The following is a 22,223-nucleotide window of genomic DNA, read 5'->3' on the forward strand; positions in this document are numbered from 1 at the left end:
TAGCGTGACGTAAGCCGCGCCGCTGCCCACGGGCACCGGCGCGGCAATCTTTTTTGGGGGGACGGAATCGAGAATCGCGGGCTCTTCCCGACCTTGCGAAGCCCTTTCCCGATGTCCCTTGTCCCCGCCGCCTGGCGGGCGGCCTGCGCCCTGCGGCGCCGCGCCGCCCCGGCGCGCCGGTTGCCGCCGGCACTGGCACTCGCCCTGGCAACCGTTGCCTTCGCACCTTCCGCGCACGCCGCCACGCTCGACGAGCTGGTGGCCGCGGCCATGGGCAGCTATCCCAGCGTGCAGGCCGCACGCGCCAATGCCGCGGCGGCCGAGTCCGAGCTGGGCACGGCGCGCTGGGGCCGCTACCCGTCCGTGTCGGTGGAGACCGCCTCGGCGGCCACCGCCGGCGCCATGCGTGGCCACGGCCTGGTGCGCGTGGACCAGCCGCTGTGGGCGGGCGGGCGCATCGAGTCGGGCATCGAGCGCGCCGAGCGGCGGCTCGCGGCGGCGCAGGCCGGCGTGGAGGAGGCGCAGACCGACGTGGGCGTGCGCGCCACGCAGGCCTGGGCCGAGGCGCAGCGCCAGGCGCGGCGCGCGGCGCTGCTCGACGAGAGCCTGCGCGAGCACGAGCGCCTGGTGGAGTCGATGCGCCGGCGCGTGCAGCAGGAGGTCAGCCCGGCGTCGGACCTGCAGCTGGCCGTGGCGCGCGCGCTGCAGGTCGAGGCCGACCGGCAGCAGGCGCTGGGCGGGCTCGACGCGGCGCTGGCGCGGCTGTCGGAGCTGGCGGGCCGGCGCGTGCAGGCCGCCGAGCTGCGCGAGCTGCGCCTGGAGCCCGCGCGCGACCAGGTCGCCCCGGCCGGGCTGCTCGACGAGGCGCTGGCCTTCGACGCGCGGCTGCGCCGCCTGGGCGCGGAGGCGCAGGCCGCCGAGTCCGAAGTGGCGCTGCGCCGCGCCGCGCTGCTGCCGCAGGTCAACCTGCGCTACGAGCGCCAGCGCCACCTGCCCGAGCAGGTGTACGTGGTGCTGCAGGCCCAGACCGACGCGGGCCTGTCGCGCCTGACCGAGCGCGACGCGGCCTCGCGCCGGCGCGAGGCGGCGCAGCAGTCGCTGCAGGCCGCCGAGCGCGAGCTGCGCGACGCGCTGGGCGCGGACCTGTCGGAGAACCGCTTCGCCTTCGACCGCGTGCGCGCCGGTGCGGCCGCGGCCGACGCGGCGCAGGGCGTGACCGATTCCTTCCTGCGCCAGTTCACGGCCGGGCGGCGCACCTGGTCGGACGTGCTCAACGCCGTGCGCGACGCCGTCGCCGCGCGGCTGGCGCTGGCCGACGCGCAGGCCTCGGCCGTGGCCTCCGGCGCGCGGCTGCGCCTGCGCAGCGGGCGCTGGCAGCCCCTGCAGAACCCCACCCCCGCGGCCGCGGCCGCCGGAGAGATGCGATGAACCATCCTGTCCTGGCCGTCATCGGCCAGCTCGCGCGGCTGCGCGGCGTGGAGCTGGGCCCGGATTGGGCGCAGGCGGCCAGCGCCGCCACCGGCGAGGACGCCGCGCGTGCCGATGCCCGCAGCCTGGACGCCGTGTGCGCACAGCTCGACTGGCCCGCGCCGCGCCCGCTCGGCGCCGCGCCCGCGGCGCACCATTTCCCGCTGCCCGTGCACGACGCCGTGCGCGGCTGGGCCGTGGCCGAGGAGATCGCCGGCGACGGCGCCGGGCAGCGGCTGCGCGTGCGCCGCCCCGACGGCACGGCCGAGACCTGGGCGCTGGACGGGGCCGCGACGGCGCCGACCTTCTTCCTGCTGCGGCTGCCGGCGCAGCCCGGGCAGGGCACGGGCTCGCAGGCGCTGCAGGTGTTCGTGCGCGCGCTGCTGGCGCGGCGCTCGATGCTGTTCGAAGGCGTGCTGGCCACGGCGCTGCTGAGCTGCATCGGGCTGGCCGTCTCGCTCTACAGCATGCAGGTCTACGACCGCGTCATCCCGCATGCCAGCTACAGCACGCTGTGGGTGCTGACCGCCGGCGTGGCGCTGGCGCTGCTGCTGGAGTTCGCGCTCAAGGTGGCGCGCGCCCACACCCTGGACCGCGAGGCCGCCGAGATCGACGCCGAGGTGTCGGAGCACTTCTTTGCCCGCGCCCAGGGCGTGCGGCTGGACGCGCGCCCGGCCACCGTGGGCACGCTGGCCTCGCAGCTGCGCGGCATCGACCAGGTGCGCAACGTGCTGTCCTCGGCCTCGCTGTACTTCCTGGCCGACATGCCCTTCGCGCTGCTGCTGCTGGCGGTGGTGGCGGCCATCGGCGGCGTCGTGGCGGTGGTGCCGCTGGTGGCGCTGCCGCTGGCGCTGGCCACCGGCGCGGTCTTCGCGCGCGCCATCCACGCGCGCACGCTGCAGAACCAGGCCGGGGCCAACCAGAAGAACGGGCTGCTGGTGGAGTCCATCGATGCGGCCGAAACCATCAAGGCCGTGGGCGGCCAGTGGCACCTGCTGCGGCGCTGGAACGCGCTGGTCGAGCGCGTGACGCTGTCGGACCACGACGTCAAGCGGCTGTCGGCGCTGGCGCAGGCGTCCTCGGGGCTGATCCAGCAGCTGGCCTACGTCGCGCTGATCGCGCTGGGCAGCTACGAGGTGGCGCAGGGCCGCATGACCATGGGCGCGCTTATCGCCTGCTCCATGATCAGCGGCCGCATCACCGGCCCCGTGGCGCAGCTGCCGGCGCTGATCGTGCAGTGGTCCTACGCGCGCGCCGCGCTCAAGGGGCTGGACCAGATCCTGGCGCTGCCCTCCGACGACGACCTGGCCGGCGAGAAGCTGCGCCCGCAACAGCTGCAGGGCGACTATGCGCTCGACGGCGTGAAGTTCGGCTATCCCGGCACCCGCGACGGGCTGGACGTGCCGCAGCTCTCGATCAGCCCCGGCGAGCGCGTGGGCATCATCGGCCCGGTGGGCTCGGGCAAGAGCACGCTGGTCAAGCTGCTGGCCGGGCTGTACGCGCCCGCGCAGGGCAGCGTGCGCCTCTCGGGCATGGACCTGGGCCAGATCGGGCGCGAGGTGGTGCGCGGCGCGGTGGCCTACCTGCCGCAGGAGTACCGGCTGGTGGCCGGCACGCTGCGCGAGAACCTGCTGCTGGGCTGCGCCGACCCGGGCGACGACGCGCTCATGGCCGCGGCCGCGGCCACCGGGCTGCAGCGGCTCATCGCCGCGCATCCCAAGGGCCTGGCGCTGCCCATCGGCGAGGGCGGGCGCGGGCTGTCGGGCGGGCAGCGCCAGCTCGTGGGCCTGACGCGGCTGCTGCTGGCGCGCCCGCGCGTGTGGCTGCTCGACGAGGCCACGGCCTCGCTCGATCCCGAATCCGAGCAGCGCGTGCTGCAGCTCGTGGGGCGTGCGCTCACGCCCGAATCCACCCTGGTCATGGTCACGCACCGGCCGCAGCTGCTGGGCCTGGTGCAGCGCGTGATCGTGATGACCGGCGGCAAGGTGCTGATGGACGGGCCGCGCGACGCGGTGCTGGCGCGGCTGGCCGAGCATGCGCGCGCCACCGCCCCGGCCGCCGCAGCAGCAGCCGCCGCCGCGAAGGCCGTCGCGCCGGCCGCGGCAGCCGTCACCGCGGCGCCGGCCGCAACCGTCCGCGCCGCGCAGGAGGCGGCCAGCGCATGAAGCATCTTCAACATGGGTTGCCGGGGCGCCGCGGCGCGCGCGGCGTGATCGCGCTGTCGCTGGTGACGGTGACGGGCTTCGTGGGCTGGGCGCAGTGGGCCGAGCTCGACCAGATCGCGCGCGCGGCCGGGCAGGTCATTCCCAGCGGGCGCGTGCAGGTGGTGCAGAGCGCCGACGCCGGCGTGGTGGCGGCGCTCAACGTGCGCGAGGGCGACCGCGTGCGCCGCGGCCAGCTGCTGGTGCGCCTGGACCGCGTCAAGGCCGAGTCCGCCCTCAACGAGAGCCGGGCCAAGGCCGCCGCGCTGCGCGGCGCCGTGGCGCGGCTGGAGGCCGAGGTGTTCGAGCGGCCGCTGAACTTCCCGGCCGAGGTGGCCGCCTACCCGGCCTTCGTCGCCAACCAGCGCGCGCTGCACGCGCAGCGCCGCGCGGCGCTGCACGCCGAGGTGGCGGCGCTGCAGCAGTCGCTCAAGCTCGTGCGCGAGGAGCTGGCCATGAACGAGCCGCTGCTGGCCACCGGCGACGTGAGCCGCGCCGAGGTGCTCAAGCTGCAGCGCCAGGCCGCGGAGCTGGAAGGCCAGATCACGAACCGGCGCAACAAGTACCTGCAGGACGCGCAGACGGAGCTGGCCAAGGCGCAGGAGGACCTCGCCGGCGTCGAGCAGGTGCTCACGCAGCGCCGTGACCAGCTCGGCTACACCGAGCTGACGGCGCCGGCCGACGGCATCGTCAAGAACGTGCGCTACACCACCGTGGGCGCCGTGGTGCGCGCCGGCGACGAGGTGCTGCAGATCGTGCCCACGGGCGACGAGCTCATCGTCGAGGCCAAGGTCAGGCCCGCGGACATCGGCTTCGTCCGCGTGGGCCAGCCCGCCACCGTCAAGTTCGATGCCTACGACTACGCCGTTTACGGCGTGGCGCACGGCCAGGTGACGTACATCAGCGCCGACACGCTCACCGAGAACCAGCCCCAGCAGGAGCAGCCCTACTACCGCGTGCACGTGCGCGCCTCGGTGGCGCAGCTGCAGGCGCGGCCCGGCGAGCGCGTCGAGATCCAGCCCGGCATGACGGCCAGCGCCGAGATCCGCACCGGCCAGAGCACGGTGTGGCGCTACCTGACCAAGCCGCTGACCAAGACGCTGTCGGAGTCGATGGGCGAGCGCTGATCCCGGCGTCAGCCGTGCCGCCGCCGCGGTGCGCGTGGATTCCGGCTTTCGCCGGAATGACGGATCGGGATGCGAAGCGTCGTGGCTGTCGGGATGCCCTGGGTCGCAGCTTCCCCGGCCATCACCCCGCCCGCGCAGGCCTGCCGGATCGACGCATCGGCCCCGGGCGGGTACCGGAACGAGGCGCGCGGCGCGCAATCTGCACGCTGGCGGGCATTTCCTGTGTCCTGTTTCCCCTGAGCGGCATCAAGCGCCGCGGGCCGCGGCCGATAGGGCGCCACAAGACGTGCACGCCGTGCCGCGCCGCCCGACAACCAGGAGACCCGCCGATGCCGTTCCTTCGCCTGCGCCGCTCCGAAGCACCGCCTGCGCCGATGTCCGGCGCGCTGCGCCGCCGCCGGGCCTGGCTGGCCGGCGGGGTGTGGGCGCTGGCGCTGCTGGCCGGCTGCGACGCGCCGCGCCACCCGGCGGTGAGCGCCGTCACGGCCGAGCCCGCCGCGTCGCAGGCCGCGCCCCCGGCGCCGGCGCAGACGCGCGTGGCGCTGATCATGAAGACGCTGACCAACCCGTTCTTCGTGGAGATGGAGCGCGGCGCGCGCCGCGCGCAGCAGGAGGCCGGCGTCGAGCTGCAGGTGCGCACCGCGACGCAGGAAACCTCGATCGAGCAGCAGATCCAGCTCGTGGGCGACGCCGTGCGCGCCGGCGCGCGCGCCATCGTCATCGCCCCGGGCGACTCGGCGCGGCTGGTGCCCGCGCTCAAGAGCGCGCAGGACGCGGGCATCGCCGTGGTCAACATCGACAACCGGCTCGACGCCGAGGCCATGGCCGCCGCCGGCATGCGGCCCGTGCCCTTCGTGGGCGTGGACAACGAGCAGGGCGCCTTCGCCGCGGCGCGCCACCTGGCCGCTCGCGTGCCGGCGGGGGAGCCGGCCGAGGCGGCGATCATCGAGGGCATCCGCGGCGCCGACAACGCGCGCCAGCGGCTGCTGGGCGCCGAGCGCGGCCTGGGCACGAACCCGCGCATCCGCATCGTGGCGCGCGAGTCGGCGAACTGGAAGATCGACGAGGCCCACGCCGTGGCGGCGCGCATCTTCAAGCGCCATCCGCGGGTGTCGGTGCTGGTGTGCGCCAACGACATGATGGCCATCGGCGCGCTGAAGTACCTGCAGGAAAGCGGCCGCGGCGACGTGTTGGTCGGCGGCTTCGACGCGCTGGCCGAGGTGCTGCCGGCCCTGCGCGCCGGGCAGCTGGCCGTGACGGTGGACCAGCAGGCCGCCGAGCAGGGCTACCTGGGCGTGAAGACGGCGCTGGCGCTGCTGGCCGGCGCCAGCGTGCCGCCGCAGCAGCTCATCGACAGCCGGCTCGTGACGGCGCGGGCGCTGCAGTGAAGCCGCCGCTTCCCCGCCCCGGCCGCCGCCCGCGGAGCCGCGCCAGTTGATGAAGCACCTGGCCGCGCTCTACCGCCGCCCGGGCCAGCTGGCGCTGCAGCTCAGCGCGCTGCTGCTGCTCATCAGCGTGCTGCCGCTGCTGCTGTACTACGCCGTGTCGTACCGCGCGGCGGAGAAGACCATCCTGGAGCAGGCCTCGCGCCACAGCCTGCAGACGCTGCGCAACCAGCGCGACGTGCTGCAGCTGCACATCGACCAGGTCGAATCGCTGGCCGCCAACCTCTCGCAGAGCGAGGAGCTGGTGGCCACGCTCGGCGGCGCCTCCGGCACGGGCTCGACCTACGACGTGCTGGCCACGCGCGCGCGCATCGGCTACCTGCTGAGCCACCACCGCAACCTGCGCGGGCTGGTGGCCATCGACGTCTTCGGCCTGGACGGCACGCGCTACCACGTGGGCGACACGCTGGCGCAGAGCCGCGAGCGCTCCGATCTGCGCGACGAGCTGCTGGAGCGCACCATGCGCTCGCGCGCCTTCGTCACCTGGCACGGCGTCGAGGACAACGTCGAGAAGTTCTCCGGCGTGCAGAAGGTGCTGGCCGCCTCGCACATGCTCATGGGCGCGGGCCCCGGGCAGGCGCGCGCCGAGCCGGTGGGGATGCTGCTGATCAGCATCTCCACCGTCGACCTCCACGAGCGGCTCTCCCGCGTGTCGCTGGGCGAGGGCGCGTCGCTGCTGGTGCTCGACCAGCGGCGGCGCCTGATCCACCATCCCGACGCGGCGCGCATCGGCCAGGCCGTGACGCCGGAGTTCGCCGCGCTGCTGCGCGGCCCTTCGGGCTCGTTCACGCAGCGGCTGGGCGGCGAGGAGGTGCTGCTGAGCTACGAGGCCCTTCCCGACCAGGACTGGGTCGTGGTCAGCATCGTGCCGCAGCACACGCTGCTGGCGTCCATGGCCGAGCTGCGGCGCGTCGCCGGCGTGATGCTGGTGCTGATGGTGGCGGTGATCCTGGTGCTGCTGCGGCTGTTCGCCATGCGCATCGTCGAGCCGATCGCGGCGATCGCCCAGGGCTTCCGGGACTTCCGGCTGGAGCGCATCGCGCCGGGCTGGCGCATGCCGCGGCCGCGCTCGCTGCAGCCCATCGTCGACCTGGCGCAGTGGTTCAACGCCTTCCTCGAAGGCATGGAGCAGCGCGCGGCCGCGCAGGGCGAGATCGCGCAGCTGGCCTTCTACGACCCGCTCACCGGGCTGCCCAACCGCCGCCTGCTCATCGACCGGCTGCGCCAGGCCATGCCCGACAGCGCGCGCCGGCACCAGTCGCTGGCGCTGATGTTCCTGGACCTGGACAAGTTCAAGACCCTCAACGACACGCTGGGCCACGACGCCGGCGACGCGCTGCTGCGCCAGGTGGCCGAGCGGCTGAAGGCGGGCGTGCGCGTGGGCGACACCGTGGCGCGGCTGGGCGGCGACGAGTTCGTGGTGCTGCTGCAGGGCCTGGACGCCGACCGCGACGCCGCCGCGGCCCAGGCCCAGGCGCTGGGCACGCGGCTGCTGCGCGCGCTGGCCGCGGACTACGCGCTGCTGGCCGACTCGGCCTACCGCTGCTCGGCGAGCATCGGCGTCGCGGTGCACGGCGGCGGCGGCAGCAGCGGCGGCGGGGCGGAGGCGCCGTGCAGCCTGGAGGAGCTGATGAAGCAGGCCGACATCGCCCTCTACCAGGCCAAGGAGGCCGGGCGCAACACGCTGCGCTTCTTCGAGCCGGCGATGCAGGCACGGCTGCTGGCGCGCACGGCGCTGGAGCACAGCCTGCGCCAGGCGCTGGCCGACGCGCAGTTCCGCATCCACCTGCAGCCCAAGGTCGATGGCTGCGGGCGCATCGTCGGCGCCGAGGCGCTGGTGCGCTGGCAGCGCCCGGGGCACGGGGCGGTGCCGCCGCAGGAGTTCATCACGCTGGCCGAGGAGACGGGGCTGATCCTGCCGCTGGGCGAGGCGGTGCTGCGCCAGGCCTGCGCGCAGCTGGTGGCGTGGAGCGCCGACGCGCGCCGCGCGCACCTGGGCCTGGCCGTCAACGTCAGCCCGCGCGAGTTCCGCCAGGCCGACTTCGTGGCGCAGGTGCTGCGCGTGCTGCGCGAGACCGGCGCCGACCCGGCGCGCCTCACGCTGGAGATCACGGAGAGCCTGTTCGTGGACGACGTGGCCGACGTGGTGGCCAAGATGGAGGCGCTGCGCCGCGCCGGCATCGCCTTCGCGCTCGACGACTTCGGCACCGGCTACTCGTCGCTGGCCTACCTCAAGCGCATGCCGCTGCGCGAGCTCAAGATCGACCGCTCCTTCGTGCGCGACGTGCTCAGCGACGCCAACGACGCCACGATCGCGCGCGCCGTGATCGCGCTGGGCCACGAGCTGGGCCTGGAGGTGGTGGCCGAGGGCATCGAGACCGAGGCGCAGCTGGAGTTCCTGCAGGCCAACGGCTGCCGGCTGTTCCAGGGCTGGCTGTTCGGCAAGGCGATGGCGGTGGAGGAGTTCGAGGCGCTGCTGGAGCGGGAGGCGGCGGCCACCGCTGGCGCCACCGCCACCCCGTCGGCGCAGCGGGTGCGGCTGGCGGCGTGAGGCCCGGCGCCACGCCCCAAACCAGCAGTTGACGGCGCTACGGTGCCGGGTCAACGGCGGCGGGCGCTGGCGCCGCCCACGGTCAGCGGCTTGGTGCTGGTCGAGCTGTACCTGGACCGCGCCACCGAGGCCTGGCGCGCTCAAGGACGTGCTGGACGCCAGCTACCGCGGCGCCGACCACGCCTGATCATCGCCACGACCGAGCAGGACCCGTCCGGCGGCACCGCCATCGCCTGGTTCCGCCGCGCGGTTCAGGCCGCGGCGCAGGCTGGAGGGGCTGGCGGCGCCGGCGCGGTGAGGGGCGGGGCGGTCAGGCGCGCAGGTGCCGCTATTGGCCGCCGGAGTACAGGCAGGCGGTCTGCACCAGGCGGGACTTGCCCCACCGTGGCTGCAAGTAGCCCACCACGTCGCCGCGGTTGTCGAGGGCTGGAGGCCAGGGGCGCCAGGAACTCGCCGGAGCGCGTCGAGCCGTCGAAGCGCGGCGGCGTGGTGCGGCAGCGCACTTCGGTGCCGGCCTCGGCGTGGATTCGTTGTGGAGTACGGCGTGCTGTTTGCCGTTGGATTGGTAATTGCTATGGCGCAAAATTTTTTCAATTCGGAAGCACATATTTCGTCTTCGACAATACATGGGTCATACGCATCGCATTTGATCTTCGAATGCCACTCCGTTCGCACTGAAGTATCGAAGGCCGAATCAGACAGGCTCGAAAGCCCGCACACCGTGCGGGCCGTTCACCCTTCGATACCTCAGGGCGAACGGGAAAGAATTTGTCCAGCGGATAAATCCGTTACCCATCGCACCCTCAGCCTTGGCGATTTTGGCATTATCTTTGCAAGCGCCATCACAGCGCATCCCTGTCAGCCTGTTCCTGGTCGCCGCGGCCTTCGGCCATGAAGTCCGGCGAGAAACTGGCGAATTTATTCAGCACGCCGGACAGCGAGCGGCGAGCAGGCCGGATGCGAATCTCGTCGCCAATCCGTTCTATTTCAAGTTCCATATCCGTCCGCCCGTAAGCCAGATCGGCAGGAATTAAAACCGCTTGGGAGTCACCGTCCATGAAGATTCGCGTGGTGTGCATGGCCGCTCCGGTAGGGAAATGACAGTGGTTGTACTCCACTGCCGCAGCGGGCAAGCCGGACGGTTCATTCCAAATCCAGCTCGCTGGCTAAATGATTGTTCGCGCAAGCGTTTGTAGGAAGCCCGCTTGCCGGCCGAATTCGTGGCCACCGTGGCGGGTTCGGCCCGCAAGCGGGCCTAGGAAGAAACTGGCTCGCCGTTTCCCAGGTCGTGGGACGTGCGAAGCACGGTGAACAACTCCTACCGGCTCCGGTCAGCCGCTTGCTGTTTCACCGGCTAGAACGAGTCGGTGTCACATGCAGAACCTCCCCCCCTCCACTGCCTCCAGTGCCGTCAGGAACGCCGCCGCGTTCCAGCTCTGCCCCGCCATTCCGCAGGGTTTCAGGGAGCGCCCGTGGAACCACTCCGTGAAGCGCCAGTCGGCCGCCGCGTTGGCCTGCGCCAGCTTGACCAGCTCGCGCCGCGCCAGCTCGCGCTGCCCCATCAGTGCCAGCGCCTTCACGTAGAAGCCGCCGATGAAGGGCCAGATGCCGCCGTTGTGGTACTGGTGCGGGTGGTTCTGCTGGTGCCGTCCCATGTAGGGGCGCCACAGCGCGTGGTCCTGGGGAATGGGCCGCAGCACCGCACGGCCCGGGTACGGCGTGCCGGCGCCGCCGGCCTGCAGCGTCTTGAGCACCTGCTGCGCCATCGAGTCGCCGGCCAGCCCGTACAGCACCGCCAGCACGTTGCCGAACACGTCCCCTTCGTCGCCCGTGAACGACAGGTTCACGAAGCTCAGGTACAGCCCCGGGTTCTCCTTGCCGCGGCGCGCGTAGTGGCCCATGAGCCGGCTGCGCCGGTACGCGGGCAGCCGGCGGTCGAAGGGATTGAAGAGGTCGTTGAAGTGGCAGCGGGTCTCCTCCCACTGCGGCAGCTCGTACAGCGACTTGACGCGGAACCACAGCGCGTTCGTATAGAGCACGTAGCCCGAGCGCGGCATGATGTCCGCCCAGTCGCTGGCCTCGTTCTGCTGCAGCAGGAAGAAGTGCTGGTGCTCCTGCGCCTGCAGCCAGGCGATCGCCTTCTCGACCTGCGGCTGCCAGCGCGCCTTCAGCGCCGGGTCGCGGCCATGGCGGCGCACGTGGTCCACCGCGATCAGCCACCACAGCGTGGCGTCGATGCAGCCGAGATACCAGAAGTCGGCCTCGGTGCCGGCCGGGTCCACGTACTTCGGGATCTGCCCGTTGCCAGCCTGCCCGCGCGCCAGCGCATCCAGGCTGGCCACGGCACCGGCTTCGAGTTCGGCGTCGCCGCTGCCGGCCATGGCCAGCACGCAGATGGCGGCGTCGCGCCCGAACACGCGCGTGTAGCTGCGCGACTCGGCCATCGCGCCGGGCGTGGCCGCCAGCACGCCGCCGGCGGTGCAGTTGCGGCGCAGCAGCGCCAGCGATTCCTGGCGGCATCGCTCCAGCAGCGCGGCTTCCTCGTCGGCGTGCGCCGGCAGTGGCGCGGGTGAATGGGCGTCCTTCAGGGTCAGCATGGAATGGTCTCGGGCAGCGCTGGGCATGGTTCAACCGGCATGGTCGCGCGCCCAATGCGCCGCCAACGCCGCAATTGCCGCCTCAAAGCCTGCCAGTTCACCCTGTCGCCACACTTGCCGTGACCTATGCACGGCACGCGCGGCGCTCGCGGGGACGCGCCTTCAGTGGCCGGCGGGCAGCCGCAGGTTCAGGACGATGCTGAACGTGCTGCCGCGTCCGGGCGTGCTGCTGAGCTCCACCTGCCCGTCCATCATCGTCACCAGCCGGCGCACGATCGACAGCCCGAGCCCCGTGCCGCCGAAGCGCCGCGTGGTCGAGCTGTCGGCCTGCGTGAAGGGCTCGAAGATGCGCGGCTGCAGGGCCGGCGCGATGCCGATGCCGGTGTCGATCACGTCCACGCGCAGCCGGCACTGCGCCGCGTCCTGCTTCAGCACCCGCGCGCGCACCGCCACGTGGCCGTGCGCGGTGAACTTCACGGCGTTGCCCACCAGGTTGATGAGCACCTGCTTGAGCCGCAGCGGGTCGCCTTCGAGCTCCTCGGGCAGCTTCGCCGGCAGGTCCAGCCGCAGCGCCAGCCCCTTGGCTTCGGCCTGCGGGCGCAGCAGCGCGCACACCGTCTCCAGCAGCGGCCGCGGCTCGAAGGGCAGCTGCTCCAGCCGCAGCTGCCCGGACTCGATGCGCGAGAGGTCGAGCACGTCGGAGATGACCGCCAGCAGCTGGTCGCCCGCCTCCTGGATGTGGCCGACGTAGCCGGCCGCGCGCTCGGGCAGCGCCATGCGCCGCAGCAGGTCGCTCAGGCCGATGACGGCATTGAGCGGCGTGCGCAGCTCGTGGCTCATGTGCGCCAGGAAGGTGCTCTTGGCCTGGCTGGCGGCCTCGGCGGCGTCCTTGGCCGCCTGCAGCTCGCGCGAGCGCTGCTCCAGCTCGGCGGTGCGCGCGCGCACCTGCGCCTCCAGCTCGGCATTGAGTCGCGCCAGCCGCTCCTCGGCGGCCTTGAGCCCGGTAATGTCGCGCGAGATGGCCAGCAGCTTCTCCGGCCGGCCCTGCGCATCCAGCAGCGCGCTCACCGACACGTCCCACCACTTCGGCGTGCCCTTGGCGGTCGGGCAGAAGGCCTGGAAGCGGCCGAAGCCGCCGGCCTTGGCCACGGCGATGGCCGCCTCCACCGCCGGCCGGTCCTCGGCCTGCCAGAAGGGCAGCCAGGGTGCGCCGCGCAACTGGCGCTCGAAGTCGTCCACTTCCATGGCGCACAGGCCGCCGACGCTGAAGAACTCCAGGCGCGCGTCCAGGCTCAGCACCTTGATGCAGTCGGGCGAGCCCTCCAGCACCCGGCGGTTGAATTCCTCGCTGGCATGCAGCGCCTCCTCGGCGCGCTTGCGCTCGGCGACGTCCTGGATGACGGAGACGAAGTGGTCGGGCGTGCCGTCCGCGCGGCGCACCAGCCCGACGGTGAGCGACACCCACACCGGCGCGCCGTCCGGGCTGACGTAGCGCTTGTCCATCGTGTAGTGGCTCACGTCGCCGCGCAGCAGCGCCGTCACGTTGGCCTCGTCGCCGGCGATGTCTTGCGGGTGCGTGATGTGCTGGAACCCGGCGGCCAGCAGTTGCTCGCGCGACCAGCCGGTGATGGCGCAGAAGCGGTCGTTGACGGCCAGGAAGCGCCCGTCCGGCGCCACGTGCGCGATGCCCACCGCGGCATGCTCGACCGTGCCGCGCCACCACGCCTCGCTGCGCGCCAGGTCCTGCGCCGCCGAGCCGGCCGAGCCCGGCACCTCGGCGCCGCGCTCCGGCAGCGGCGGGGCATCGGGCCGCGACAACGGCGAGAAGGACAGTGGGCTCATGGGCGGCGGCAGGTGTTGGAAGGCATCTCGGATGGACCCCGGCGCGGGCGTAACCACCCGTTCGCGCAGCCTACCCGCGCACCGGGGCTTGCGGAAGCGGCAAAACCTCCGGCGGCCACGGTTTTGTCATGGGAGTTTTGTCATGGACAGCGCGGCCTTGCACGTACGGCCAGGAAAGCTGCGCGCGGCGCCGGTGCCTGCGCCGGCTTCCGGCTAACCGGGCACCAGCGGGGTGCGCAGCCGAAGCCGGACGCTGAAGGTGCTGCCCCGGCCCGGCGCGCTGTCGAGGACAAGCTCGCCGTCCATCATGTGCACCAGCCGGCGCACGATGGACAGGCCCAGCCCCGTGCCGCCGAAGCGCCGCGTGGTCGAGCCGTCGGCCTGCGTGAAGGCCTCGAAGATGCGCTCCTGCGCCTCCGGCGCGATGCCGATGCCGGTGTCGATCACGTCGAAGCAGAGCAGGCAGCCCGTGGCGTCGCGGCGCGGCACGCCCACGCGCAGCGTGACGCTGCCCTGCGGCGTGAACTTCACGGCGTTGCCCAGCAGGTTGATGAGCACCTGGCGCAGCCGCAGGGGGTCGCCCACGAGCTCGCGCGGCAGCTCGGGGTCGGCCTCGAAGTGAAGCGTGAGGCCCTTGGCGGCGGCCTGGGCCTGGACGATGGCGCGCACCGTTTCCAGCAGCGCCGCCGGCTCGAAGGGCACGGCCTCCAGGTGCAGCTCGCCGGACTCGATGCGCGAGAGGTCGAGCACGTCGTTGGTCAGCGCCAGCAGCTGCTCGCCGGCCAGCGCGATGTGACCGACGAAGCCGCGCGCCTTGTCCGGCAGCGCCATGCCCGACAGCAGCTGGCTCAGGCCGATGACGGCGTTGAGCGGGGTGCGGATCTCATGGCTCATGTTGGCCAGGAAGCGGCTCTTGGCCTCGTTGGCGGCCTCGGCGCGCTCGCGCGCCTCGGCCAGCTGCGCGGTGCGCTGCGCCACCATCGTCTCCAGCCGCTGGCGGTACTGCGCCAGCTCATCCTCGATGCGGCGGCGCTCGGAGATGTCGAGGAACACGCCCACGGCGCGGCGCGCGCGGCCGTCGCTGGCGCGCTCGACGACCCGGCCCAGCGTCAGCAGCCAGACCCAGTGCCCGTCGCGGTGGCGCTGCCGGTACTCGATGGCGAAGAGCGGCGCCTGGCCGCGCAGGTGGCGCTGGAAGGCCGCGCGCGCCGCCTCCAGGTCGTCGGGATGCACCAGCGACTCCCAGGTGCCGTAGCGCGGCTCCATCGACGCCGGCTCGCGGCCGAGCATGCGCGGCCAGTGCTCGTTGAAGGCCAGCGCGCCGGTGCGCAGGTCCCAGTCCCACAACCCCAGCCCGGCGCCCTCGACCGCCAGCGCCAGGCGCTGCTCGCTCAGGCGCAGCCGCTCCAGCGTGGCGAGCTCGCGGCGCTTGGATTCGAGCCGGCCCAGCGCCCCGGTGGCCAGCAGCGCCATGGCCCCGGCGAAGGACACGGCCACCGCCGGCAGCACCGCGTTCTGCCGGATCTCGGCCTGCGGCACGCCGGTGAGCAGCCACCACGGCGTGCCCGCCACCGGGCGCCCGGTGACGAGGTAGTCGCGGCCCAGCGGGTCGGTGCCGTCGAAGGCCTGGCCCGGCGGCTCGCGGCCCTCGACCACGCGCGCCGCCGGCGACTCGGGCGTGGCCGCCAGCAGCGCGGCGCGGGCCGCCGGCCCGTCGCGCACGGCGCGCAGGATGCGGATGGCACCCGCGCCGTCGCCGTCGCCGCCGTCCACGCGCCACGCCATGCGCGTCTCGCCGCCGGGCGAGTCGGCGGGCCAGCTCGCCAGCACCGGCACCAGGAAGCGCTCGGCCCAGACGCGGCTGAGCAGCACCGGCGCCTGCGCGCGCGGCACGCCGGCCAGCGGCACCAGGAACTCCACCGCCACGCGCTCGCCGACCGGGTGCGGGCCGCGCATCGCGCCCTCGGCCGTCAGCCCTTCGGGCAGCGCCGCGGGGGGCACCGCGCCGGGATCGGAGGACCACAGCACGGCGCCGTGCGCATCGAGCAGCAGCAGCTCATCGACGTTGGCGCCGCGGCGCCACTCCGCCAGCCGCGCCGCCATCACCGCGCGCGCGCCGGCGTCGCCGCGCTCGTAGCCGCGCCGGTAGAGCTCGCCCTGGAACGGGCTGCCGCCCAGGAAGCGCAGCCCGCCGCGGCGCTCGCGCACCCACTCGGCCACCTGCTGCGCCTTGGCGTCGGCCAGCGCGTCCAGCCGCACCGCCTGGGTGCGCCGCTGCTCGTGCAGCACCCACAGCACGCCGGCCAGCGTCAGCGCAAGCACCAGCAGCAGCAGCGGCAGCAGGCGCTTGGTCAGGGGCGGCAGCGTCGGGACGGTGAAGGGCACGGTGTCGGCGGAAGGGGTCCCGCGCGACGGCGGCGGGATCGGCGCCAGCTTAAGCCGAGCCGCGCCGGCTTCCGTGCGCCGGGGCCGTGTCGGGGCGCGGCTAGAGCTGCTCGCGCAGCAGGTTGGCCGCGGCGTCGAGCAGCCGGTGCCCGGGGCCGCGCTGGCGCCAGGTGGCCAGGTCGAGTTCCTGGCACTCGCGCATGTCACGCTCGAAGATCGCCTCCAGCCGCCGCGCCAGGCCGGCGTCGAGCAGGCCCAGCGTGATCTCGTCGTTGATCTCGAAGGAGCGGTCGTCGAAGTTGCTGGAGCCGATGGCGCACCAGCGGCCGTCCATGGTCATGACCTTCTGGTGCAGCAGCGTGTGCGGGTACTCAAAGATGCGCACGCCCGCGGCCAGCAGCGCCTCGAAGTTGTGGTGCGCGGCGTGCTGCACCACGGGCATGTCCGAGGCCTGGGCGGAAGGGACCATCACGCGCACGTCCACGCCGCGCTTCACGGCCGCGGCCAGCGCGTGCACGGCCTTCTTCTGCGGCAGGAAGTAGGGGTTCTGGATCCACAGCCGCTCGCGCGCCATGCACAGCACCAGGTGGTGCAGGATCTTCACCGCCGGCGCCGCGCGCTCGGGCTTGGCGCGCGCCACGTGCAGCATCACGTCGCCCGCGGGCGCCAGCCGCGGGAACACGTCCTCGCCCACGAACAGCTCGCCGCACTCGGCCACCCAGTTCTCGCTGAAGGCCGACTGCACCGCGTGCACGCCCGGCCCGCGCAGGCGCAGCCCGATGTCGCGGAAGGGCGGGCCGCCCTTCATGCCCTCGTAGAGCCAGTGGTCCACGATGCAGTGCCCGCCCACCAGCGCCACGCGCCCGTCGGCGATGCAGGCCTTGCGGTGGTCGCGCCGGTTGAGCATGCCCAGGTTGCGCAGCCGCGGCGCGTGGTAGCGCACGATGCGGCAGCCGGCCGCGGCCATGAGCCGGTCGGCCGCCTCGCCCATCCCGCTGCAGCCGCGCGCGTCCAGCAGCACGCGCACCTGCACGCCGGCGCGCGCCCGCTCGGCCAGCGCCGCGGCCAGCCGCGCGCCCAGGCGGCCCTCCTTCCACAGGAAGGTCTCGAAGTGCACCGACAGCCGCGCCGCGCCGATCTCCTCGAACAGCGCGTCGAAGAAGTCGCCGTTCTCCAGCAGCTCGACCGCGTTGCCCTCGACCAGCGCGGCGTGCGTGAGCCCGCTCACCGAGGGCAGCAGCTCGTGCAGCGGCTCGTTGCACTCGTGCGCCATGGCCAGCTCGGGGTCGCGGTGGCGCTTGATGGACCAGATCACGATGCCCAGCACCACCACCAGCGCGCCCAGCGCCAGCTCCCACAGCATGTCGGCTTCCCACATGAGGGTGATTGCAACACCCGCGCGCAAAGGCGGCGACACCGCGCCAGGGCGGTTTTCCTCCCGCCGCTCCAGCGGGGCACGGGGCTTGCCCGGCGCGGGCCGGCCCCGGACGCCGCCCGGAGCGGCCCGGGGCCGACCCGACAAACCTCCAAGGAGTGACGCCATGAACTCGCAGCACGATTCCATGCCCTTGCCCGGCGCGCTGCCCGCCGAGGCGCCGGTGCAGCCGGCCGGGGCCGAGGACAAGCGCGGCGTGCCCTGGGGCCGGCCGGCGGGCGCGGCCGTGCAGTCGGGTGCCGCCGGCGCGGACCCGCACGCGGCACCGGCGCCGGCCGCCCACGGCGCGGCGCAGGAACACGCCTTCGAACCGGACTACCTGCGCTGGCGCGAGGCGCAGCTGCGCGCGCTGGACGAGGACTACCGCGCCTGGCGCGAGCAGGGCGGCAGCGAGGGCGACGACTTCGCCGACCGGTTCACGCGCTGGCGCGCCGGCCGCGCGGCCGGGCCCGGCGAACCGGGCAGCCCCGGCGCACCGGACCGCGACCCGGGCCACCGTCCCTAGCGCCGGCCCGCGGCGGCACCCGGGACGGCGCCGGGGCCGTGCGGGAACATCGGTTGCAGGCTCCCGGGCAGGGCCGCGCCGGCTGCGGCCCGCACAAGGAGAGGCTCATGAACAATTTCCTGACCGCCGTGGGCGCGCTCACTCTGGGCGCGGCCGCCGTCTACCTGTCGGACCCGGAACAGGGCCGCCACCGCCGCGCGCTGCTCAAGCGCCGCTTCGCCGCGGCGGCCGGCGAGACGATGGACGCCATGGAGCGCGCCGGCCGCGAGGCCGCCGCCCAGGCCGATGCAGCCGCCGCCCAACTCCAGGACGCCGGCCGCAGCCTCCTGCACCGCGCCCGGGCGCTGGCGCATGACGCGGCCGACGAGGGCCGGGAGAAGGGCTCGCAAGGGCTGCGGCAGGTGCGCGAGCTGGCCCTCGCGGGCCGCGAGCGCCTGTCGGCCCGCCTGCACGGCGTGCGGCGCGACCTGGAATCCGGACTCCCCCGGGACAGGCACGGCCCGGGCCTCGGCACCGCGCTGCTGTCCGTCGCGGCCGTGGCCGCACTGGGGGCGGCTGCCATGTACTGGCTCAACCCGCAGCAAGGCCGGCAGCGCCTGGCCCAGGCGCGCGACCGGGTTTCGCACCTGGGCCAGGCGATGGCCCGCCTCACGCACCGGCCCGCGCAGGAAGAGCCGCCGGGGCAGGGCGCCCACATGGCCGAACTCGGCGCGCCGGCCGACCCCTGGCGCCCGCAGCAGGCGCCGGGGCACGAGCGGGACGGCGCGGCGCTGCACTGAGGCCCCGCTGACCCGGTGACCCGATCCCTGGAGCGGGCCGAGGCTGGAGACCCCGGCCTCGGCCCCCGCCCCGGCCCCGGCCCCGGCCCCGGCCCGCGCTAGCGCGCCGTCCTGGGCACGGGCGGCTGCGGCGTGGGCGGCAGCCGCTCGGGCTGCTCCAGCGGCGAGTCCGGGACGGTGGCGGCAGGCGGGGTCGCTCTCTTCTTCATGTCGGAACTCCGGTCAGGGCCTGCAGCGCCTCGCACCGGTCCAGGTGCGCCACGGCGTCGAACTGCGCCGGCAGGCAGGCGTGGAAATAGTGGCTCCAGCGCTCGGTGCCGGGCCGGTAGACGGCACCGATGCCGCGCTCCAGTCGCGGCGGCTGCAGTGCCTGGCGCAGGGCCGCCGGGGCGCCGCGCGTCAGCGGCAGCACGAAGTGCCCGAGGCCGCTCTCGTGCAGCAGCCGCTCGACGCTGTCGATGCGCGAGGGCTGCAGCACCATGGGCAGCGCCGGCGCGTCCCAGTCGGGCGCGGCGGCCAGCAGGCCCTCGTGCGCGGTGATGCCCAGCAGGAAGGTTGAATCCGCATCGGCCTGCCCGTCACGCAGCAGCTGCCCGAGGCTGAGCTGGCCGTGCGCGGCCCGGTCGGTGGCGCGGGCGTCGCCGGCCTGCGCGTTGTGCGTCCACACCACGATGCGCGCCGCTCGCCCGTGCTGCACCGCCAGGTGCTCGCGCAACGCCTGCAGCGTGCCGGCCAGGTGCCGGGTGCGCACGTTCCAGCTGTCGGCGCGGCCGGCGAGCAGGCCGCGCCAGTGCGCCTCGCCGTCCCGCAGCGCCAGCGCCTGCCGCGCGGCGAAGAAGCGCTCGTCGGGCACGTCGGCGCCGGCCGAACCCTGGCGTGCCAGGCGCTGCCCGGCATGGCGCGCCCGGTTGGCCAGCAGCGCCAGGAGCTCGCCTTCGGCGCCGGCTTCCAGGCCAAAAGCCACGGCGTGGCCGGGCGCGGCCACGTGGTGGGTGAAGTCGTCCTGGCAGGCGAAGCGCTCGCGGGCGCGCCGCGCGGCGGCCGGGTCGGCCTCGTCCAGGTGGCGCAGCAGCGCGTGCCGGGCCTCGCCCGCATCATGGAAGTCGAGCCCGAAGAAGCCCGCGGGCCGCGCCGCGCCGGCACCCTGTGCCTCGTTCCAGGCGCGCAGCGCCTGCAGCAGCGCCATGGTTTCGGCATTGCGCCAGGTCCAGCCCGGGAAACGGCCGAATCCGCCGAGTGCCTGCGCCGCCGAGGCGTCGGGCGAGCGGCCGTGCAGCCAGCGGTGCACGCGCAGCGCCGCGCCGGCATCGGCGTCCACGGCGACGGCGTCGAAGCCGCGCTCCGTGACCAGCCGCCGCGTGATCTCGGCGCGCAGTTGCTGGCCTTCGCGCGAGCCGGGCGCGGCCGCGCCCAGCACCACGACGCGCGCGTCGCCGGCCAGGTCGAGCAGGCCGTCCAGGGCGTGCGGGCCGGTGAGCGGACGCGCGGATTGCCGTATCGCCTGCAAGGCGGCTTCTCGGAACTTGGTCATGGCGGTGCTCCCCGGGCGGTGCGTGCAGGACGGTGCCTGCCGAACCGCGAGCCGGCCCGGCCGCCGTCCCGGCCCGGCTGCGGCAACCGCCGTTCCCAGCAAGCGCACGGATTGCGGCTGGATCGGGACGGCGCGGCGGCCCGGGGTACCGCCTGAAAGCGGGGCCATGCCGGGACGGGAACTTGCCATGACCGGCCAGCCGTCCCGGCCGCCTTCCACCGCATTCCCACCCCCTTGCCCGACATGCCCGACGCCCCGCCGCCCGCCCTGCGCAGCTTCACCCTGCGCGTGCTCGTGGTGCTGGCGCTGGGCGCGCTGGCGCTGTTCCTGTGGCGCGTGCTGGACGTGCTGCTGCTGGCCTTCGCCTCGGTGCTGGGGGCGATCCTGCTGCGCGCGCTGGCCGAGCCGATCGCCCGCCGCGCCGGGGTGTCGCCCAAGGTGGCGCTGGGACTGTCGGTGCTGCTGGTGCTGGCGCTGCTGTCCGGGGCGCTGGCGCTGTTCGGCGCGGAAGCCGCAGCGCAGCTCACGCAGCTTATCGACCAGTTGCCGGGCGCCTGGAGCGACCTGCGCGGGCTGCTGCAGCACAGCGAGGTCGGGGCGATGCTGCTGTCCGGGCTGCAGGACGCCGGGCCGGTGCTGGGCCCGCTGCTGCAGCGCGTCACGCAGTTCACGGCCGCCACCGCCGGCGTGCTGGTGGGGCTGGTGCTGGTGGCCTGCGGCGCGGTGTACATGGCGGCCGACCCGGGCCTGTACCGGCGCGGCCTGCTGAAGCTGTTCCCGCGCGCCGCGCGCGCGGAGGTCGAGGCCGTGCTCGATGACGGCGGCCAGGCGCTGCGGCTGTGGCTGATGGGACAGCTGGCGATCATGGCCGCGGTCGGCCTGCTCACCGGGCTGGGGCTGTGGGCGGTGGGCATGCCCGCGCCGCTGGCGCTGGGGCTGATCGCCGGGCTGGCCGAGTTCGTGCCCTACGTCGGCCCGATCGTGGCGGCCGTGCCCGGCGTGCTGCTGGGCCTGTCGCTGGGCCCGGAGATGGGCCTGTACGCGCTGGCGGTGTACGTGGTGGTGCAGCAGCTCGAAGGCAACGTCATCACGCCGCTGGTGGCCAAGCGCATGCTGGAGTTGCCGCCGGCGCTGGTGCTGTTCGCCGTGGTGGCGCTCGGCCTGGTGCTGGGCCCGCTGGGGCTGGTGCTGGCCGCACCGCTGACGGTGCTGCTGGCCGTGGCCGTGGCGCGGCTGTACGTGCGCGACGCGCTCGACACGCCGGTGCGGGTGCCGGGCGAGGAGCAGGGCGGAGCCCGTCAGGACTGACGCGCCGGCCGGCCCGTGCCGATCCCGGCGACAAAACCGGCACCAATGCCATGTCCAATTTGAAACAAGCGGGGCCATGGATTTTTTCAGCCCCCAATCGGGGCCGTAACGGGTTCATGGTTTTCGGCGCCGGGTTCTTCGGTATTTAATATTCCCGGGCCGATGGGTCGTCGGTGTCAGCAGGAGTGCTGAAATGCAGTGCCGATGGATATCATGGCGCTGGGTGCCGTTGCGGCGGCATCCGCGAATATGGCCCGCGCCGATGCGACGTTCGACGTGCGATTGAAGGATTTCGGCTACCGCCTGATCGACCTGCGCCCGGACGACGGCATTGCGCCGGCGCTGGCCCTGGGTCCCAATTTTTACAATCTGCGCGCGGATGTCGGCAGCGATTCATGCATGCCGCCCTATTGCAGTGCGCAGGGTTCATATGTCCACAAGGGCGGGCAATTTGACGATGGCGGCAGCCTGTTCCGCGAGGTGGATTTTCCGTACGCCGAGGCGGCTTTCGGCATTTCCGGCGCCCTGGCCAGCCACAGCCTGGAGATCCACGCGCAGGGCGTGGCGCGGAACACCCGCGCCAGCCGGGTCTTGAGCAGCCGCGCGACCTTGACCGGCACGCCGGCCTACAGGGTGGCGTTCACGGTGACGCCCTTTACCGAGGTGGTGTGGAGCGGGACGCTGCTGGTGGACCTGGCCCAGACCCTGGGGCGGCGCGGGGCGCGGGTGGAGGTCGCCGATGCCGAGGGCCGCATGCTGCTCACGGACGAGGCGGGGGAGACGGTGGAACAGGCGTTCTTCGGCCATTACCTGACCCCGGGCCAGGTGGACCGCCGCAGCGGGATGCAGGATTTCGGATTGGGTTTTGCCAATGCCGGCGCGCAGTCGCGGCAATTCACCCTGGAAACCCGGTTCGATCTCCAGGGCGAGAGCTTGTTTCCCGTGCCCGAGCCCGGGACGAACTGGCTGATGCTGGGCGGCCTGGGCCTGCTGGCGGGCGTGGCCGGCGCGCGGCGGCGGGGCTCGGCATGAAAACCGCCCTGAATCATT

General features: G+C 73.9%; 15 protein-coding genes. 9 read left to right on the top strand and 6 right to left on the bottom strand.

Annotated elements, in window-relative coordinates; translation table 11 throughout:
• The first annotated feature begins 111 nt into the window (after positions 1 to 111).
• From FJ694_RS06345 to FJ694_RS06365, 5 genes are all read left to right on the top strand, one after another.
• Positions 112 to 1,428 carry a TolC family protein gene (locus FJ694_RS06345; RefSeq protein WP_157265272.1) on the top strand — a complete coding sequence of 439 codons (1,317 nt, stop codon included), beginning with the start codon at positions 112 to 114 and terminating at the stop codon, positions 1,426 to 1,428.
• Positions 1,425 to 3,632, top strand: a complete 2,208-nt coding sequence (locus FJ694_RS06350) for an ATP-binding cassette domain-containing protein (RefSeq protein ID WP_157265273.1) — start codon at positions 1,425 to 1,427, stop codon at positions 3,630 to 3,632. The genes FJ694_RS06345 and FJ694_RS06350 overlap by 4 nt, the downstream gene beginning before the upstream one ends.
• On the top strand, positions 3,629 to 4,795 hold the full coding sequence (locus FJ694_RS06355) for an HlyD family type I secretion periplasmic adaptor subunit (RefSeq protein WP_157265274.1): 1,167 nt from the start codon (positions 3,629 to 3,631) through the stop codon (positions 4,793 to 4,795). The genes FJ694_RS06350 and FJ694_RS06355 overlap by 4 nt, the downstream gene beginning before the upstream one ends.
• A 329-nt stretch (positions 4,796 to 5,124) precedes the next feature.
• On the top strand, positions 5,125 to 6,183 hold the full coding sequence (locus FJ694_RS06360) for a substrate-binding domain-containing protein (RefSeq protein WP_198320736.1): 1,059 nt from the start codon (positions 5,125 to 5,127) through the stop codon (positions 6,181 to 6,183).
• 49 nt (positions 6,184 to 6,232) lie between these two features.
• The gene (locus tag FJ694_RS06365; protein WP_157265275.1) at positions 6,233 to 8,791 is read left to right on the top strand and encodes a putative bifunctional diguanylate cyclase/phosphodiesterase; all 2,559 of its coding nucleotides are present in this window, start codon (positions 6,233 to 6,235) and stop codon (positions 8,789 to 8,791) included.
• Positions 8,792 to 9,633: 842 nt separating this feature from the next.
• Here FJ694_RS06365 and vapB read toward each other — a convergent pair.
• The 5 genes from vapB to FJ694_RS06390 form a co-directional block, all read right to left on the bottom strand.
• Positions 9,634 to 9,870, bottom strand: coding sequence for a type II toxin-antitoxin system VapB family antitoxin (gene vapB, locus FJ694_RS06370; protein ID WP_157265276.1), 237 nt, complete (start codon positions 9,868 to 9,870; stop codon positions 9,634 to 9,636).
• A gap of 291 nt (positions 9,871 to 10,161) precedes the next feature.
• Complete coding sequence (locus FJ694_RS06375) at positions 10,162 to 11,388, bottom strand: amylo-alpha-1,6-glucosidase (protein ID WP_157265277.1); 1,227 nt, start codon at positions 11,386 to 11,388, stop codon at positions 10,162 to 10,164.
• Positions 11,389 to 11,550: 162 nt separating this feature from the next.
• Positions 11,551 to 13,230, bottom strand: coding sequence for a PAS domain-containing sensor histidine kinase (locus FJ694_RS06380; protein WP_157265278.1), 1,680 nt, complete (start codon positions 13,228 to 13,230; stop codon positions 11,551 to 11,553).
• Between the two features lie 213 nt (positions 13,231 to 13,443).
• A complete protein-coding gene (locus FJ694_RS06385) occupies positions 13,444 to 15,615 on the bottom strand; it encodes a PAS domain-containing hybrid sensor histidine kinase/response regulator family protein (protein ID WP_157265279.1) in 2,172 nt (723 codons plus the stop codon).
• A 100-nt stretch (positions 15,616 to 15,715) separates the two neighbouring features.
• The gene (locus FJ694_RS06390) at positions 15,716 to 16,993 is read right to left on the bottom strand and encodes a phospholipase D-like domain-containing protein (protein ID WP_198320737.1); all 1,278 of its coding nucleotides are present in this window, start codon (positions 16,991 to 16,993) and stop codon (positions 15,716 to 15,718) included.
• A 163-nt stretch (positions 16,994 to 17,156) separates the two neighbouring features.
• Here FJ694_RS06390 and FJ694_RS06395 point away from each other — a divergent pair, with 163 nt between their 5' ends.
• Together FJ694_RS06395 and FJ694_RS06400 are read left to right on the top strand one after the other, a co-directional pair.
• Entirely contained in the window at positions 17,157 to 17,555 is a 399-nt protein-coding gene (locus FJ694_RS06395) for a hypothetical protein (protein WP_157265281.1), read from the top strand.
• Positions 17,556 to 17,662: 107 nt separating this feature from the next.
• Positions 17,663 to 18,334: a hypothetical protein gene (locus tag FJ694_RS06400; RefSeq protein WP_157265282.1), complete on the top strand. Its 672-nt coding sequence runs from the start codon at positions 17,663 to 17,665 to the stop codon at positions 18,332 to 18,334.
• A gap of 205 nt (positions 18,335 to 18,539) precedes the next feature.
• Here FJ694_RS06400 and FJ694_RS06405 read toward each other — a convergent pair whose 3' ends face one another.
• Positions 18,540 to 19,865, bottom strand: coding sequence for an erythromycin esterase family protein (locus FJ694_RS06405; RefSeq protein WP_157265283.1), 1,326 nt, complete (start codon positions 19,863 to 19,865; stop codon positions 18,540 to 18,542).
• A gap of 243 nt (positions 19,866 to 20,108) precedes the next feature.
• On the opposite strand from FJ694_RS06405, the gene FJ694_RS06410 reads away from it, so the two are divergent.
• Positions 20,109 to 21,173: an AI-2E family transporter gene (locus FJ694_RS06410; RefSeq protein ID WP_232539926.1), complete on the top strand. Its 1,065-nt coding sequence runs from the start codon at positions 20,109 to 20,111 to the stop codon at positions 21,171 to 21,173.
• A gap of 204 nt (positions 21,174 to 21,377) precedes the next feature.
• Positions 21,378 to 22,205 (top strand): PEP-CTERM sorting domain-containing protein, encoded by an 828-nt coding sequence (locus tag FJ694_RS06415; protein WP_157265285.1) that lies wholly within the window; start codon positions 21,378 to 21,380, stop codon positions 22,203 to 22,205.
• Positions 22,206 to 22,223: the final 18 nt, after the last annotated feature.

The organism is Azohydromonas aeria, assembly GCF_009760915.1.
Classification (GTDB): Bacteria; Pseudomonadota; Gammaproteobacteria; order Burkholderiales; family Burkholderiaceae_C; genus Azohydromonas; species Azohydromonas aeria.

What these genes read in the sequence shown, in the direction of transcription:
- FJ694_RS06355 (WP_157265274.1), top strand. Translation starts at nt 3,629, where the DNA reads ATGAAGCATCTTCAACATGGGTTGCCGGGGCGCCGCGGCGCGCGCGGC.
- FJ694_RS06395 (WP_157265281.1), top strand. Translation starts at nt 17,157, where the DNA reads ATGAACTCGCAGCACGATTCCATGCCCTTGCCCGGCGCGCTGCCCGCC.
- vapB (WP_157265276.1), bottom strand. Translation starts at nt 9,870, where the DNA reads ATGCACACCACGCGAATCTTCATGGACGGTGACTCCCAAGCGGTTTTA.
- FJ694_RS06375 (WP_157265277.1), bottom strand. Translation starts at nt 11,388, where the DNA reads ATGCTGACCCTGAAGGACGCCCATTCACCCGCGCCACTGCCGGCGCAC.
- FJ694_RS06380 (WP_157265278.1), bottom strand. Translation starts at nt 13,230, where the DNA reads ATGAGCCCACTGTCCTTCTCGCCGTTGTCGCGGCCCGATGCCCCGCCG.
- FJ694_RS06410 (WP_232539926.1), top strand. Translation starts at nt 20,109, where the DNA reads ATGCCCGACGCCCCGCCGCCCGCCCTGCGCAGCTTCACCCTGCGCGTG.
- FJ694_RS06360 (WP_198320736.1), top strand. Translation starts at nt 5,125, where the DNA reads ATGCCGTTCCTTCGCCTGCGCCGCTCCGAAGCACCGCCTGCGCCGATG.
- FJ694_RS06350 (WP_157265273.1), top strand. Translation starts at nt 1,425, where the DNA reads ATGAACCATCCTGTCCTGGCCGTCATCGGCCAGCTCGCGCGGCTGCGC.
- FJ694_RS06415 (WP_157265285.1), top strand. Translation starts at nt 21,378, where the DNA reads ATGGATATCATGGCGCTGGGTGCCGTTGCGGCGGCATCCGCGAATATG.
- FJ694_RS06345 (WP_157265272.1), top strand. Translation starts at nt 112, where the DNA reads ATGTCCCTTGTCCCCGCCGCCTGGCGGGCGGCCTGCGCCCTGCGGCGC.
- FJ694_RS06390 (WP_198320737.1), bottom strand. Translation starts at nt 16,993, where the DNA reads ATGTGGGAAGCCGACATGCTGTGGGAGCTGGCGCTGGGCGCGCTGGTG.
- FJ694_RS06400 (WP_157265282.1), top strand. Translation starts at nt 17,663, where the DNA reads ATGAACAATTTCCTGACCGCCGTGGGCGCGCTCACTCTGGGCGCGGCC.
- FJ694_RS06405 (WP_157265283.1), bottom strand. Translation starts at nt 19,865, where the DNA reads ATGACCAAGTTCCGAGAAGCCGCCTTGCAGGCGATACGGCAATCCGCG.
- FJ694_RS06365 (WP_157265275.1), top strand. Translation starts at nt 6,233, where the DNA reads ATGAAGCACCTGGCCGCGCTCTACCGCCGCCCGGGCCAGCTGGCGCTG.